Consider the following 14,306-nt stretch of genomic DNA (forward strand, 5'->3'; position numbering starts at 1 on the left):
CCCGCGTGCGGCGATCTGCGGCACGCGGGGGTCACCCTTACCCTGGGGTACGTGCCCCCGAGTAACGCCTTTCGATGGTTTCCCCTCGCCCTGACCGCCGCCCTGCTGACCGGCTGCACGGTAGTCGAGTCCTCCCCCGGCAGCACCGCGCCCGCCCCCGAATCCGGGGAGGTGGGGCAGGCCGCTGATCTGCTGTCCGACCTGACCGTCGCCGCGCCCCGGTCGATGAAGGGCTACAGCCGGGACAGGTTCCCGCACTGGCGCAGCGCCGGCAAGAACTGCGACGTCCGGGACACCGTGCTGGAACGCGACGGCGACAAGGTCAAGCTCTCCGGCTGCAACGTCGTGGCCGGCACCTGGACCAGCGTGTACGACGGCGACGTGCTGACCTCGCCCACCAAGGTGGACATCGACCACATGGTCCCGCTCGCCAACGCCTGGCGGTCCGGCGCCGACAGGTGGACCGACGACGAACGCGGCGACTTCGCCAACGATCTGGACCGCCCGCAGCTCCTCGCGGTGTCCGCCTCGTCCAACCGGTCGAAGGGCGACCAGGACCCGTCGACCTGGAAGCCGGCCGAGAAGAGCAGCTGGTGCACGTACGCTCAGGACTGGATTGAAGTGAAGTCCTTCTGGAAACTCAGCGTCACGGAGAAGGAGAAGGACTCTCTCGACGAGATGCTGGGGACCTGCTGACATGGCCGACGAGCAGAGCCGAACCACCGACATCGTGCCCGGCCCGGGCGGGGTGATGACCGACGAGGTCGGGGTGGTGACGGGTGAACTGACCCTGCGCACCGAACTCGCCGACGGTCAGGTCACCGTGCGCGTGCAGTACAGGGACGCCGACGAGTGGTACACGGTCACCGGCGGCCGCGGCCCGCTCGCCGATCCGGCGGATCTGGACACGGTGCACGCGATAGCCGCCGGCCTGCTGCACCGGCCCGAAGGCTGACGCGATTTGTTGCCGTGCCCACTTATGATGCGGCGCATCAACCTCCACGGGGGCAGGAAAGGCTTCGGCATGCGCAGACTTCGCATCGGCATGGCTCTACTCACCACTATCGGCGTCGGTGTGCTCGCCGCCCCGGTCGCCGCCCAGGCCGCCTCGGTCGGCGTCGCGTCGACGATCGGCACCACCGTTGAATACAAGGCGGCGTCCGGCAAGGCCAACCGGGTGGTCGTCACCACGACCGACCGGGCCGTCGTCATCGACGACAGGTACCCGATCAAGGCCGGCACCGGCTGCAAGCCGGTCAAGGGCGACAAGACCAAGGTCACCTGTGTCACCGACGTGGTGGCGGCGCGGGTCCGGGTCTTCACGTACGACAAGGACGACCGGATCGCCAACCACACCGTGCTGCGTCTGGTCGCCTGGGCCGGCTCCGGAGCGGACACCGTCTACGGCGGCGCCTCCGGCGACTACCTGTACGGCCAGTCCGGCAAGGACGTGCTCGCCGGCGGCGGCGGCAACGACCGGATCTCCGGCGGCACCGCGGGCGACAAGCTCTACGGCGGCGTCGGCAACGACTTCATCGGCGGCGACACCGGCCACGACTACCTCGACGGCGGCGCCGGCAACGACCACCTGATCGGGTTCAACGGCAAGGACCAGGTGTACGGCGGACCCGGCGACGACCTCGTCGACATGCACAACACCGTGATCCGTGGCGACGCGGACAAGGTCTACGGCGGTCCCGGCCAGGACACCGTCAGCTACCGGACCTACCGCAGCATGGTCGTCGTCAATGTCCGGGCGACCGCCAGCAGCGGCGGGGGGAACGGCTGGGAGCAGGACACCCTGGCCGCCGACTTCGAGGTCGCCTACGGCGGCGAGGGCGACGACCGGCTCTACGGCTACGACGGGGCCCAGACCCTGGTGGGCTGGGACGGTAACGACCAGATCTCCGGTGGCGCCGGCAACGACGTGCTGCTGGGTGGTCCGGGCCAGGACAAGCTCTACGGCAACGGCGGCGACGACCGCCTGGACGGCGCCGACGGCGTCAACAGCGCCAACACCGAGGCCGACCTGCTCAACGGCGGCATGGAGAGCACCTCGGCCGGGGACCTGTGCTTCGCGTACACCAATGACGTGAAGCAGTACTGCGAGCGCTGATCCGAACCGCCCGGTCCTGTCTGGACACGGGATGGTCATCCTTTCGTGCCACGTTGAGCTCCTACGGTTCGCGCTGGACGCGGTAAGCGGTGGGCTTCCATCGCTTACCGCGGATCGAACTGATCCCGCGCAATCGATGAAGTTCTCGGTACGGGGGAAAAACATGTCTCGACTCACCTGGGCGGTCAGAGCCGGCGTGGCTCTGCTCGGCACCACCGCCACGATCGCGATGGGCGCCGGCCCGGCCCAGGCCGCCTCGGCCGGCGTGGCCTCGGTGTCCGGCTCCAAGCTCGTCTACCAGGCCGGCAGCGGCCTCGCCAACCAGGTGCTGGTGACCGAGTCCGGCGGCACGGTGACCATCGACGACAAGTACAAGATCAAGGCCGGCAAGGGCTGCACGGCTGTCCCCGGTGACAAGACCAAGGTGACCTGCACCGGCGCCAAGTACGCGAGCATCCGCCTGGGCAGCAAGAACGACATCCTGGTGAACAAGAGCGGCCTGATCGTGTACGCGTTCGGCTCCACCGGCAACGACTACTTCGTCGGCGGCGCCGGCAAGGACTATCTGCACGGCGGCTCGGGCAACGACACCATCTTCGGCGCGGACGGCAACGACTGGCTGTACGGCGAGAGCGGCAACGACAACGTCAACGGCGGCGACGGCGCCGACCGGCTGGACGACGGCAGCGGCAACGACCGCTCCAACGGCGGCTCCGGCAACGACACGCTGCTGGAGAGCGCCGGTAAGGACAAGCTCTACGGCTCGGCCGGCGACGACCACCTGTCCGCGAGCGGCCGCACCGAGGCCGACTACTTCAGCGGCGGCGACGGCACCGACGTGGTCGACTACTTCGGCGCGAAGAAGCCGGTCACCGCGGACGCCGACGGGGTCGGGGGCGACGACGGCATCAAGGGCGGCAAGGACACCATCTCCAGCGACGTCGAGAACCTGTCCGGTGGCTCCGCCAACGACACCCTCATCGGCTCCGCCGGCGCGAACGTCCTGCGGGGTGGCGGCGGCAACGACCGCCTCTACGGGCAGGGCGGCGACGACGCGCTGTTCGGCGAGAGCGGGCACGACGTGCTGAACGGCGGCGCCGGCAACGACACCCTCACCGGCGACGACTCGGTGCACCACGACACCGAGAAGCTCTACGGCGACGTGCTGGTCGGCGGCACCGGCGTGGACCTGGCCAACTACCACGGCTACTGGGAGCCGGTCACCGTCGACCTGGACGGCCGGTCCGGCGACGACGGCGTCAAGGGCGAGCACGACTCGGTCGGCGCCGACGTCGAGAACCTGACCGGCGGCTATGGCTCGGACACCCTGACCGGCAACGCCGCGAACAACGTGATCATCGGCGGCGACGACAGTGCCGACACGATTCAGGGCGGCGCGGGCGACGACCGGCTCATCGCCGGCAGCGAGCCGGGCACCACGGCCGACGGCGGCCGGGACGCCCTCGACGGCGGCACGCACGTCTCCGGTGACGCGTGCAGCTACAACGCGGACGAGGACACCGCGATCAACTGCGAGAGCTGAAACCTCAAATCACGGGGAGGAAGCACCATGGGACGTATGGCACTGCCGCTACGCGCGGGCGCCATCCTGTTCACCACCGCGGTCGGGGCCGGCCTGGCCGCCGCACCGGCGCAGGCCGCCGCGACCGGCGTGGTGAGTCTGCCGGCCGGCACATACGAGGTCAGGTACACCGCCGCCGGGAAGGCCACCAACAAGGTGGTGGTCACCCGCTCCGGCCGGACGGTCACCATCGACGACCGGGTCCGGCTCAAGGCCGGCAAAGGCTGCAAAGCAGTCAAGGGCGACGCGACCCGGGTCCGCTGTACGTTCAGCGGCTCGAGCGACTACTGGACCCTTCTGGTCAACCTGGGCGACCGGTCCGACTCGCTGGTCAACAAGACCGGCCTGCGGATGCGCGCCTACGGCGGCAGCGGCAATGACAGCCTCCAGGGCGGGACGCTCACCGACGAACTGTTCGGCGGCACCGGCAACGACAAGGTCTGGGGCAACGGCGGCCGCGACCACATCGAGGGGAACAGCGGCACCGACCGGCTCTCCGGCGGCACCGGCCACGACCAGATCAGCGGCGGCACCGGTGACGACACCCTCTGGGGCGGCTCCGGCAACGACGGCCTCACCGGCGGTTCCGGTACGGACGCCCTCTACGGCGGCTCCAATGACGACGACCTCGACGGCGGCACCAGCGCTGACCTGCTGCGCGGCGACTCGGGAACCGATTACGCGAACTACTGGAATCGCCGTGAGGCCATCGTCGCGGACCTGGACGGCGCCCGCGGCGACGACGGCGCCAAGGGCGAGCGGGACACGATCGCCGGAGACGTGGAGGGTCTCGTCGGTGGCGTCGGCAACGACGTCCTGACCGGGAACGGCGGGCCCAACACCATCAACGGCGGCTCCGGCGCGGACCGGATCACCGGTGGTGGCGGCGACGACCGGCTCGGCGGTGGCGGCGGCCGGGACGTGATCGACGCCGGCTCCGGCAACGACTACGTGAAGCCGGACTTCGCCGAGACCGAGAGCGGCGACGACGGCCCGTACGTCATCGACCCGATCGCCGCCGACGTGGTGCGCGGCGGCAGCGGGGTCGACACCGTCGACTACTCGGACCGTCAGCGCAACTCGGTGACCGTCGACCTCGACGGCGCGACCGGCGACGACGGCCGCTCCGGTGAGGGTGACACGGTCGGCGCCGACGTCGAGAACCTGCTCGGCACGATCTACGGCGACCGGCTGACCGGCAACGCGTCCGTGAACGACCTCCGCGGCGGCGCGGGCAACGACGTGCTGCTCGGGCTGGACGGCGCGGACCGGCTCTGGGGCGAGGCCGGCGACGACGACCTGAGCGGCGAGGACCCGTCCGGCGTCCAGGCCTCCGACCAGCTCGACGGCGGCTCGCAGTACTCCGCCGGCGACCTGTGCCGCGCCTTCCCGACCGACGTGCTGTCGGGCTGCGAGCGCTGAGACGGGGCTGGTGATCTATGGGTACGGTCGGGCGGGTGCGTCTCACCCGCCTGGCCGTCGTCCTCGTGACGGCTCTCCCCCTGGTCACCGCCACCGCATCGGCGGGTGGCCCGCCGAAGCGCCCGGCGATCGCCCTGACCGACGTGCTTCCCGCGGTCGCCGAGGCGAGCCCGGCTCCCGGTGACGGCTTCCGGCTCACCTCCGGCACCGTGATCACCGCGTCCGGTGCCGCGCTGCCGGTGGCCACACAGCTCGCGGAGGCTCTCCGGCCGGGCACCGGCTTCCCGCTGCCGGTGGTGGCGGACGGCGGGGCGCGGGCGATCGCCCTGGTGCTGGAACCGGGCCATCCGGACGAGGGTTACCGCCTCGACATCGGTCCGGCCGGCGTCGCATTGCGGGCGACCCTGCCGGCGGGGCTGTTCGCCGGGGTGCAGACCCTGCGCCAGCTCCTGCCGCCGGAGATCGAGTCGACGTCGCCCCAGCGGCGCCGCTGGGTCCTTCCCGGCGGCACGATCGTGGACCGGCCGAGGTACGCCTACCGCGGTGCAATGCTCGACCTGGCCCGCCACTTCCACGAGCCGGCCGAGATCCGCCGTTACATCGACCAGCTCAGCCGCTTCAAGATCAATCACCTGCACCTGCACCTGAGCGACGACCAGGGCTGGCGCATCCGGATCGACAGCTGGCCGAGGCTCACCGAGGTGGGCGGGGCGCCCGGGACCGGCGTTGGTGGCGACGGCGGCGGTTTCCTCACCAAGGACGACTACCGGGAGCTGGTCCGGTACGCCGCCGACCGGTTCGTCACGATCGTCCCCGAGATCGACATGCCGGGCCACGTGAACGCCGCACAGGTCGCCTACCCCGAGCTCACCTGCGACGGGGTGGCGCCACGACCGCGGACCGACATGCGGGTCGGCTACAGCTCCCTCTGTGTCTCCGCCGACGTCACCTACCGGTTCGCCGAGGACGTCATCCGTGAACTGGCCGAGATGACGCCCGGGCCGTACCTGCACATCGGTGGGGACGAGGCGATGTCGACGCCGCACGGCAGCTACCTGACCTTCCAGAAGCGGGTGCTGCCGCTGGTCCGGAAGTACGGGAAGATCCCGTACGGCTGGCACGAGATCGCCCAGTCCCCGTCCGCGGCCGGCGCGGTGATCCAGTTCTGGGGCCGGGAACGGACCAGTCCCTCGGTGGCGACCGCGGTGGCGGCCGGCGCCCGGGTCGTCCTCTCCCCGGCGAACCGGTCGTATCTCGACATGAAGTACGACATGCTCACGCCGGGCGGGCTGGCGTGGGCCGGGTACATCGAGGTCCGGACCGCGTACGACTGGGATCCGGCTCGCCTGCTGTCCGACGTACCGGAAAGCGCGGTTCTCGGGGTCGAGGCCCCGCTCTGGTCCGAGACCCTCCGGGACTCCACCGACATCGACTTCCTCGCCTTCCCGCGTCTAGTGGCGATCGCCGAACTGGGCTGGTCACCGCGCGCGGCACACGACTGGTCATCCTTTCGTGCCAGGTTGGGCGCCTACGGTCCACGCTGGATCCGCGACGGGGTGGGATTCCACCGCTCACCGCAGATCAACTGGTCCTGAGCAATCGATGAACTTCTCGGCACGGGGGAGAAAACATGTCTCGTCTCACCTGGGCGGCCAGAGCCGGCGTGGCCCTGCTGGGCGCCACTGCCACGGTCGCCATGGGCACCGGCCCGGCCCAGGCCGCCTCCACCAGCGTGGCCTCGGTATCCGGGGACACGCTCGTCTTCCAAGCCGGCAGCGGCCTCGCCAACCGGGTCGTGGTGACCGGGTCCAGTTACCGAGTGACCATCGACGACAAGTACAAGATCAAAGCAGGCAAGGGCTGCAAGGCTGTCCCCGGTGACAAGACCAAGGTGACCTGCACCGGCGCCAAGTACGCGAGCATCCGCCTGGGCAACAAAAGCGACACCCTGGTGAACCGGACCAATCAGGTGGTCATCTACGCGCTCGGCTCCTCCGGCAACGATCGCCTCGACGGTGGCTCCTACCAGGACCACCTTTACGGCGGCTCGGGCAACGACACGATCTCCGGCGGGGGCAACGACGATCGGCTGTTCGGCGAGAGCGGCAACGACGTCCTCATCGGCACCGCCGACGACAACTGGCTGATGGGTGGCGGCGGCAACGACCGCATCTACGGGCAGGGCGGTGACGACGTGCTTCAGGGCGACGCCGGGAACGACCTGCTGAACGGCGGCGCGGGCAACGATCGCCTTCGGGGCGACCGTGGTGCGGGGTACAGCATCGGTAAGCCCTACAGCGACGTTCTGATCGGCGGCCCCGGCGTGGACGAGGCCGACTACTACACCTACGACGATCAGCCGGTCACCGTCGACCTGGACGGCCAGTTCGGTGACGACGGCGTCGCGGGCGAGCATGACTCGGTCGGCGCTGACGTCGAGAACCTGACCGGCGGCGGGGGTTCGGACATCCTGATCGGCAACGCCGCGAACAACGTCATCGACGGCGGCTGGGGAGGTGCTGACCGGATCCAGGGCGGCGCGGGCGACGACCAGCTCCTCTCCGACGCCGAGACGCCGTACCGCGACGGCGAACCGGACAGCCTCGACGGCGGTACGCACGTCTCCGCTGACGCGTGCGTCTACAACGTGGACGAGGACACCGCGATCAACTGCGAGAGCTGAAACATTTCGTACGGGGGAAGGAAGTAAGTAGATGTCTCGTCGCACCTGGCTGACCAGAGCCGGAGTGGCGCTGCTCAGCACCACCGCCGCGGCCGGAGCGTTCGCCGGCCCCGCACAGGCCGCCTCCATGGGCAGCGTGTACATGGAGTTCGACTCCGACGGGCCCAAAGTCACCTACGTGGCCGGGTCGGGCAAGACCAACTCGGTCGTGGTGACCGGCAACAGCAGTGTGATCACGATCGACGACCGGGTGGCCATCAAGGCCGGCCGCGGCTGCAAGGCGGTGAAGGGCGACAAGACCAGGGTCCGTTGCACCGATCCGAAGCCGATCGCCAAGGTCCGGGTCGGGCTCGGCTCCGGCAACGACACGCTCGTCAACAAGTCCAGCCTGCGGCTGCACGCCTGGGGCGGCAGCGGCAACGACCGGCTGACCGGTGGCCCGCGCGAGGACGAGTTCTCCGGCGGCGCCGGCGCGGACCGGCTCTACGGCCTGGGCGGCGACGACCGGCTGGCGGGCGACGACGGCAACGACACCATCTACGGCGGCACCGGTGACGACGGCATCGGCGGCGGCAGGGGCAATGACCGCGAATACGGCGGCACCGGCAACGACGGCTTCGGCCAGGGCAGGGACACCAAGTCGGCCGACGCGGACCTGGTCGACGGCGGCGCCGGTGTCGACGGGGTCTCCTACTTCCACCGCCGGAAGGCGGTCACCGCCGACACCGACAACGCCAAGCGCGACGACGGCCGCAAGGGTGAGGGCGACACCCTCCTCGCTGTCGAGGATCTCATCGGCGGGTGGGGCGACGACCGGCTGACCGGCGGCAACGGCCCCAACTTCCTGGAAGGCCAGAACGGCAACGACGTCCTGGTCGGCGGGGGCGGCAACGACTGGTTCCGGGACACCTACGGCGGCAACGACAAGCTCTACGGCGGGGCCGGGGACGACCGTTTCGACACCGGCGCGGGCGCCGACCTCATGCTGGGCGGCTCCGGCTCGGACACGGTGAACTACACCCACCACTCCGGACCGGTCATCGTCGACCTCGACGGGGTCGCCGACGACGGCCGGACCGGCGAGCGCGACACCGTCGGCGCGGACGTGGAGCACATCTTCGGTTCCGCCTACAACGACGTGCTCACCGGTAACGGCGGCGCCAACCTGATCGTGGGCCTCGCGGGTGACGACACGATCCGCGGCGCCGGCGGCAACGACGTCACGGCCGGCGGCGCCGGTCTCGACAGGGTCTACGGCGAGGCCGGCGACGACGCCCTGTCCGGCGGGGACGTCACGGACGGTAGCGCCGATATCCTCGACGGCGGCGACAACGCCACCGCGACCGGCGACAACTGCGTCGTCGGCACTGTGGTGAACTGCGAATACTCGAAGCCGTTCAGTGTTCCGGTGCTCAAGGAGTACGGCGAGCTCTGATCGCCGGGAACGAAGAAGGGCCGCTCCCGATCCGGGAGCGGCCCTTCTCGTACCTCAGGCCTTGGTGACCGCCGGACGGCGGCCCGCCACCACCTCGTCGTCGGTCACCGGGAAGTGACAGGCGGTCAGGTGGCCGAGCGGGTCGTCGAACCGCGCGGTCAGCGGCGGCTCCTCGGTCGCGCAGATGTCCTGCGCCTTCCAGCAGCGGGTGCGGAACCGGCAGCCGGACGGCGGGTTGATCGGGCTCGGCACGTCGCCGGTGAGCAGCACGCGCTCGCGCTGCGCGCGATCACGACGGTTCGGGTCCGGCACCGGGACCGCGGACATCAGGGCCACGGTGTACGGGTGACGCGCCCGGCTGTACAGCTCGTCCCGGTCGGCGATCTCGACGATCTTGCCGAGGTACATGACGGCGACCCGGTCGGAGATGTGCTTGACCACCGACAGGTCGTGCGCGATGAAGACGTACGTCAGGTCGAACTCGCTCTGGAGGTCCTCGAGCAGGTTCACGACCTGGGCCTGGATCGACACGTCGAGGGCCGAGACCGGCTCGTCGGCGACGATCATCTTCGGGCGCAGGGCCAGCGTACGGGCGATGCCGATGCGCTGCCGCTGACCGCCGGAGAACTCGTGCGGGTACCGGTTGTAGTGCTCCGGGTTCAGGCCGACCAGCTTGAGCAGGTCCTGCACGGCCCGCTTGATGCCGTGCTCGGTCTTGACGTTCTGGATCCGGAACGGCGCCCCGACGATCGCGCCCACGGTGTGCCGCGGGTTCAGCGACGAGAACGGGTCCTGGAAGATCATCTGCATGTCGCGCCGGAACGGGCGCAGCTTGCCCTGACCCAGGTGGGTGATGTCCTTGCCCTCGAAGGTGACCGACCCGCCGGTCGGTTCGAGGAGCCGGGTGAGCAGCCGGCCGGTGGTCGACTTGCCACAACCGGACTCGCCGACCAGACCCAGCGTCTCGCCCTTGAAGACCTCGAAGTCGATGCCGTCGACCGCGCGGACCGCACCGACCTGACGGCGCATCAGGCCCTTGATGATCGGGAAGTGCTTCTCCAGCCCTTTGACCGCCAGCAGTGGTTCCTGGGTCATGACTAGGCCTCCAGCTTCGGTTTCACTTCTTCCACCCAGAGTCGCTGCCGCTCCTCGGTGGGGAGGTGGCAACGGACCAGGTGGTTGGTGCCGCCGGCCCGGGTGAGCTCCGGCGCCACGGTGGTGCCCAGGCCGCCGGTCCGCTCCTCGTACACGCAGCGGGGGCTGAAGGCGCAGCCCTTCGGCAGGTTGATCAGCGAGGGCGGGGAGCCGGCGATCGGCACCAGCCGCTCCTGGACCGGACGGTCCATGCGCGGCATCGAGCCGAGAAGACCCCAGGTGTACGGGTGCTCCGGCCGCTCGAAGATGGTGGCGGCGGAGGCGTACTCGATGCAGCGGCCGCCGTACATGACCAGCACGTCGTCGGCGAGCTCGGCCACCACACCGAGATCGTGGGTGATCACGATGAGGGCCGAGTTGAACTCCGCCTGGAGGTCGTGCATCAGGTCCATGATCTGCGCCTGGACGGTCACGTCCAGGGCAGTCGTGGGCTCGTCGGCGATCAGCAGCTGCGGGTCGTTGACCAGCGCCATCGCGATCATGGCGCGCTGCCGCATACCACCGGAGAACTGGTGCGGGTAGTCGTCCACCCGGCGGTCCGGCTGCGGGATGCCGACCCGGCCCAGCATGTCGACCGCGTGCTTGCGGGCCACCTTCTTGGAGACGTTGTGGTGGACCCGGTACGCCTCCACGATCTGGTGACCGACCGTGTAGTACGGGTGCATCGCGGACAGCGGGTCCTGGAAGATCATCGCCATCTGGTTGCCGCGGAGCTTGCGCACGTCGTCCTGGGAGGCGGAGACGATCTCCTTGCCGTCCAGCCAGATCTCACCGGAGATCTTCGAGTTCCGGTGGTTGTAGATCCCCCGGATGCCCAGGCTGGTCACCGACTTGCCGGAGCCCGACTCGCCCACGATGCCGAGGGTCTTGCCGCGCTCCAGCTTGAAGGTCAGCCCGTCGACGCTGCGAACCACGCCGTCGTCGGTGGGGAAGTGAATCTTGAGGTCCTTGACCTCGAGGAAAGCCTGCCCGTCCGGCATCAGCCCAGCCTCACTCTCGGGTCGACGACCGCATAGAGCAGGTCCACGATCAGGTTCGCGACGACCACGAAGAACGCGGCCATCAGGGTCACGCCGAGTACCTTCGGCAGGTCGTTGTTGGTGATCGCGTCGACCGCGTACTTGCCCAGGCCGGGCAGCGAGAACACCTGCTCGGTGAGCACGGCGCCGCCCAGGAGCAGACCGAAGTCGAGACCGAAAATGGTCAGGATCGGGGTGAGCGCGGCACGCAGGCCGTGCTTGACGTTGACGTCCCGCTCCTTCAGGCCCTTGGCCCGCGCGGTACGGATGTAGTCCTCACCCATCGTCTCCAGCATCCCGGCCCGGGTGAGACGGGCGTACTGGGCGGAGAACTGCAAAGCGAGCACCAGCCACGGCAACAGCAGGGCGTACGCCCATTCGCTGGGGCTCTCGGTGAACGGCGTGTAGCTACCACCCGGTGCCGTCCAGTCCAGCGTGTAGCTGAAGACCAGCAGCGACACCATGCCGGTGAAGAAGATCGGCATCGAGACGCCGGCCAGCGAGAAGGTCATCGCGGCCCGGTCCAGGAAGGAGCCCCGGCGCAGCGCCGACAGCGTGCCGATGGAGAGGCCGAGGACCAGCCAGAGGATCGCGGCGCCGACGGCCAGCGACAGGGTCACCGGGAGGCGGTCGATCAACTCGGGCCAGACCGGCTGCTTCGTGATGAACGAGTAGCCGAAACACGGGGCCGGGCAGTGCTCGACCGTCGCGCCCAGGTTGTAGTCGGCGCCGGTGAAGATGGCCTTCACCCAGCGTCCGTACTGCAGCCAGAGCGGGTCGTAGAAGCCCAGCTTCTCGGCGATGAGGTGAACCGTCTCCGGTGTCGCGGCGCGGCCCACGTAACGGGTCGCGAGCGTTTCCGGAGTCGCCCCGACGAGGCGAGGGATCAGATAGAAGATCCCGAAAGTGGCGGCGCTGATGATGAAGAGCAGCACGACTGCCGCGAAGAGACGCCTGATGATGTATGTGATCACAGAGTCCGGCTGAGGACGGCCGGCCCGGGGTCTCCGGGCCGGCCGCCTGCTGCCTTCACCTACCTATCGAGGTGTAGTGCGAGTCGGGAACGGGTTACGCGACACCCAGCGACAGGTAGTCGTACATGTTGTACGCGTCGCTGACGAAGACGTTGGAGAGCGTCTTCGGGCGGATGAGCAGGCTCTTCGCGGTGACGCCGGGAAGAATGACCGCCTCTTCCATGACGCGCTTGTCGATCTGGGCCCAGTAGGCGTCACGCTTCGCGGCGTCGGTCTCCGAGGAGGCCTTGTCGAGGAGCTGGTCGACCTCGGGGATCCGGACGCTGGTGTTGGACGAACCACCGGTCTCCCGGATGACCCGGCTGTCCACGATCTGCGACAGGAAGCCGAAGCCGTCGTTCCAGTCCGCGCCCCAGCCGTTCAGGTTCAGGCCGAGCTTGTTGTTCTTCACGTACGGCGGGTTGCCGGCGTACTGGGAGAAGTAGTCACCCTGCGGGAACGGCTTCAGCGTGAGCTTGATGCCGACCCGGGCGAGCGACTGCTGCAGCGCCTCGGCGGTCGCCTTCTCCTTCGGGCGCTCGGCCCGGTACGCGATGTTGGTCTCGAAGCCGTTCGGCTGGCCACAGGCGGCCAGGTGCTCCTTGGCCTTGGCCACGTCACCGGTGCCGTCGGCCGAGGGGTACAGGTCGAACTTCTCGTAACCCGGGATCATCGGGGGCAGGATCGTCCCGGTGATGTCGCCGCCGGCGAGCGGGCCGCCGTACGCGGTCTGGTAGCCGACCTTGTCCGCGGCGTACTCGATGGCCTTACGGCAGTCGACGTTGTCCAGCGGGGCCACCGTCGGGTTGATCGAGGTGTACCAGAGCCGGGCCAGCGTCGGGTTGTCGGTGCTCGCCTTCAGGGTCGGGTCGCCGACCACGCGGCCGAGGGTCGCCGGCTGCACGCCGGTGCCCACCACGTCGACGTCCAGGTCGCCGGAGAGCAGCCGGTTGTCGATGTCGTCCGCGTTGACGTTCAGCTGAACCTCGTACGCGTCCGGGAGCGCCTTGCGGTTCGGGTCGGTCGCCGCGTCCCACTTGTCGTTACGGACCAGCTTGAAGCTCTTGCCGAGCTCGTTGGTCTCGAACTTGTACGGGCCCGTGGAGACCACGTGCTCCTTGTACTTGGCGCCGGTGTCCTTGGCCTCCGGAACCGGAACCGTCTGCGGCAGCGCGGCGAAGTAGTCGAAACCACCGAACGCCTGCTTCAGGTGGAAGACGATCGTCTGGTCGTCCGGCGTGGTGATCGCCGAGTCGGTGTTGACGCCCTTGGACTTGTACGGGCCCTTGTAGCCCTCGGGCAGGTTGAGGAAGCCCTCGAAGTACGCCGGGCCGTTCGGGAACGTCTCCTTGTCGATGGAGCGCAGTACCGCGTACTTCACGTCCTTCGACGTGACCTCGGTGCCGTCCTCGAACTTGACGCCCTTACGGATCTTGTACGTCCAGGTCTTGCCGCCGTCGCTCGGCGTGCCCAGGCCCTCGGCCAGGTCGGGGGTGACCGTGTTGCCCTCGGCGCCCGGAACCGGCTTGAACATGAGCAGGCCACGGCCGTACAGGCGGAGGAAGTTCCACGAGTAGCCGTAGTAGGTCTCACCCGGGTCGAGGGTGTCCCAGTCGCCGGAGTTCGCCAGGCGGATGGTGCCGCCCTTCTTGTCCGACGGGTTGAAGACCTGGGTCAGGGCCGCGTTGAACTCCGGCTTGGCGCCCCCGGAGTTGTCCGATCCCTTGTCATCGCTCCCACCGCACGCGGCGGCGGAGAGGGTAAGCGCAAGCGCGGCCGCACCGGCCACCAGCGCTCTGGATTTCCGCATCACTTGTAGCAACCTCCCTGGTGGAACGGTTCGGGTCCGAACCGCACGGCTGGTGGGAATGCGATCGGCGC

The 14,306-nt window shown here is 69.2% G+C and carries 11 protein-coding genes and 1 pseudogene; 8 read left to right on the top strand and 4 right to left on the bottom strand.

Translation table 11 applies throughout. The features are described 5' to 3' along the window. Positions 1 to 51: 51 nt before the first annotated feature. The 8 genes and pseudogenes from IEZ13_RS28325 (at position 52) to IEZ13_RS47575 (ending at position 9,238) form a co-directional block, all read left to right on the top strand. Positions 52 to 696, top strand: coding sequence for an HNH endonuclease family protein (locus tag IEZ13_RS28325; RefSeq protein WP_183224289.1), 645 nt, complete (start codon positions 52 to 54; stop codon positions 694 to 696). Positions 697 to 712: 16 nt separating this feature from the next. Continuing rightward, positions 713 to 955 (top strand): annotated as a pseudogene (locus tag IEZ13_RS28330) (hypothetical protein); the annotation flags it as partial. Between the two features lie 69 nt (positions 956 to 1,024). Beyond that, the gene (locus IEZ13_RS28335; protein ID WP_183224285.1) at positions 1,025 to 2,116 is read left to right on the top strand and encodes a calcium-binding protein; all 1,092 of its coding nucleotides are present in this window, start codon (positions 1,025 to 1,027) and stop codon (positions 2,114 to 2,116) included. A 163-nt stretch (positions 2,117 to 2,279) separates the two neighbouring features. Continuing rightward, positions 2,280 to 3,659, top strand: a complete 1,380-nt coding sequence (locus IEZ13_RS28340) for a calcium-binding protein (protein WP_183224283.1) — start codon at positions 2,280 to 2,282, stop codon at positions 3,657 to 3,659. 27 nt (positions 3,660 to 3,686) lie between these two features. Next, complete coding sequence (locus IEZ13_RS28345) at positions 3,687 to 5,120, top strand: calcium-binding protein (RefSeq protein WP_183224281.1); 1,434 nt, start codon at positions 3,687 to 3,689, stop codon at positions 5,118 to 5,120. A gap of 35 nt (positions 5,121 to 5,155) precedes the next feature. Then, entirely contained in the window at positions 5,156 to 6,715 is a 1,560-nt protein-coding gene (locus IEZ13_RS28350; RefSeq protein ID WP_229795129.1) for a beta-N-acetylhexosaminidase, read from the top strand. A gap of 35 nt (positions 6,716 to 6,750) precedes the next feature. Then, a complete protein-coding gene (locus IEZ13_RS28355) occupies positions 6,751 to 7,803 on the top strand; it encodes a calcium-binding protein (protein ID WP_183224277.1) in 1,053 nt (350 codons plus the stop codon). Positions 7,804 to 7,834: 31 nt separating this feature from the next. After that, positions 7,835 to 9,238 carry a calcium-binding protein gene (locus IEZ13_RS47575; protein WP_183224275.1) on the top strand — a complete coding sequence of 468 codons (1,404 nt, stop codon included), beginning with the start codon at positions 7,835 to 7,837 and terminating at the stop codon, positions 9,236 to 9,238. Positions 9,239 to 9,292: 54 nt separating this feature from the next. On the opposite strand, the gene IEZ13_RS28365 is transcribed toward IEZ13_RS47575, so the two are convergent. The 4 genes from IEZ13_RS28365 to IEZ13_RS28380 form a co-directional block, all read right to left on the bottom strand. After that, the gene (locus tag IEZ13_RS28365; RefSeq protein ID WP_183224273.1) at positions 9,293 to 10,333 is read right to left on the bottom strand and encodes an ABC transporter ATP-binding protein; all 1,041 of its coding nucleotides are present in this window, start codon (positions 10,331 to 10,333) and stop codon (positions 9,293 to 9,295) included. Between the two features lie 2 nt (positions 10,334 to 10,335). Continuing rightward, positions 10,336 to 11,373 carry an ABC transporter ATP-binding protein gene (locus IEZ13_RS28370; protein ID WP_183224271.1) on the bottom strand — a complete coding sequence of 346 codons (1,038 nt, stop codon included), beginning with the start codon at positions 11,371 to 11,373 and terminating at the stop codon, positions 10,336 to 10,338. Further along, positions 11,373 to 12,386 (bottom strand): ABC transporter permease, encoded by a 1,014-nt coding sequence (locus tag IEZ13_RS28375; RefSeq protein WP_183224269.1) that lies wholly within the window; start codon positions 12,384 to 12,386, stop codon positions 11,373 to 11,375. Before IEZ13_RS28375 ends, IEZ13_RS28370 begins: the two co-directional genes overlap by 1 nt. Positions 12,387 to 12,480: 94 nt before the next feature. Continuing rightward, on the bottom strand, positions 12,481 to 14,235 hold the full coding sequence (locus IEZ13_RS28380; RefSeq protein ID WP_183224267.1) for an ABC transporter substrate-binding protein: 1,755 nt from the start codon (positions 14,233 to 14,235) through the stop codon (positions 12,481 to 12,483). Between the last annotated feature and the right edge of the window lie 71 nt (positions 14,236 to 14,306).

The organism is Actinoplanes campanulatus, from assembly GCF_014647795.1.
Lineage (GTDB): Bacteria > Actinomycetota > Actinomycetes > Mycobacteriales > Micromonosporaceae > Actinoplanes > Actinoplanes campanulatus.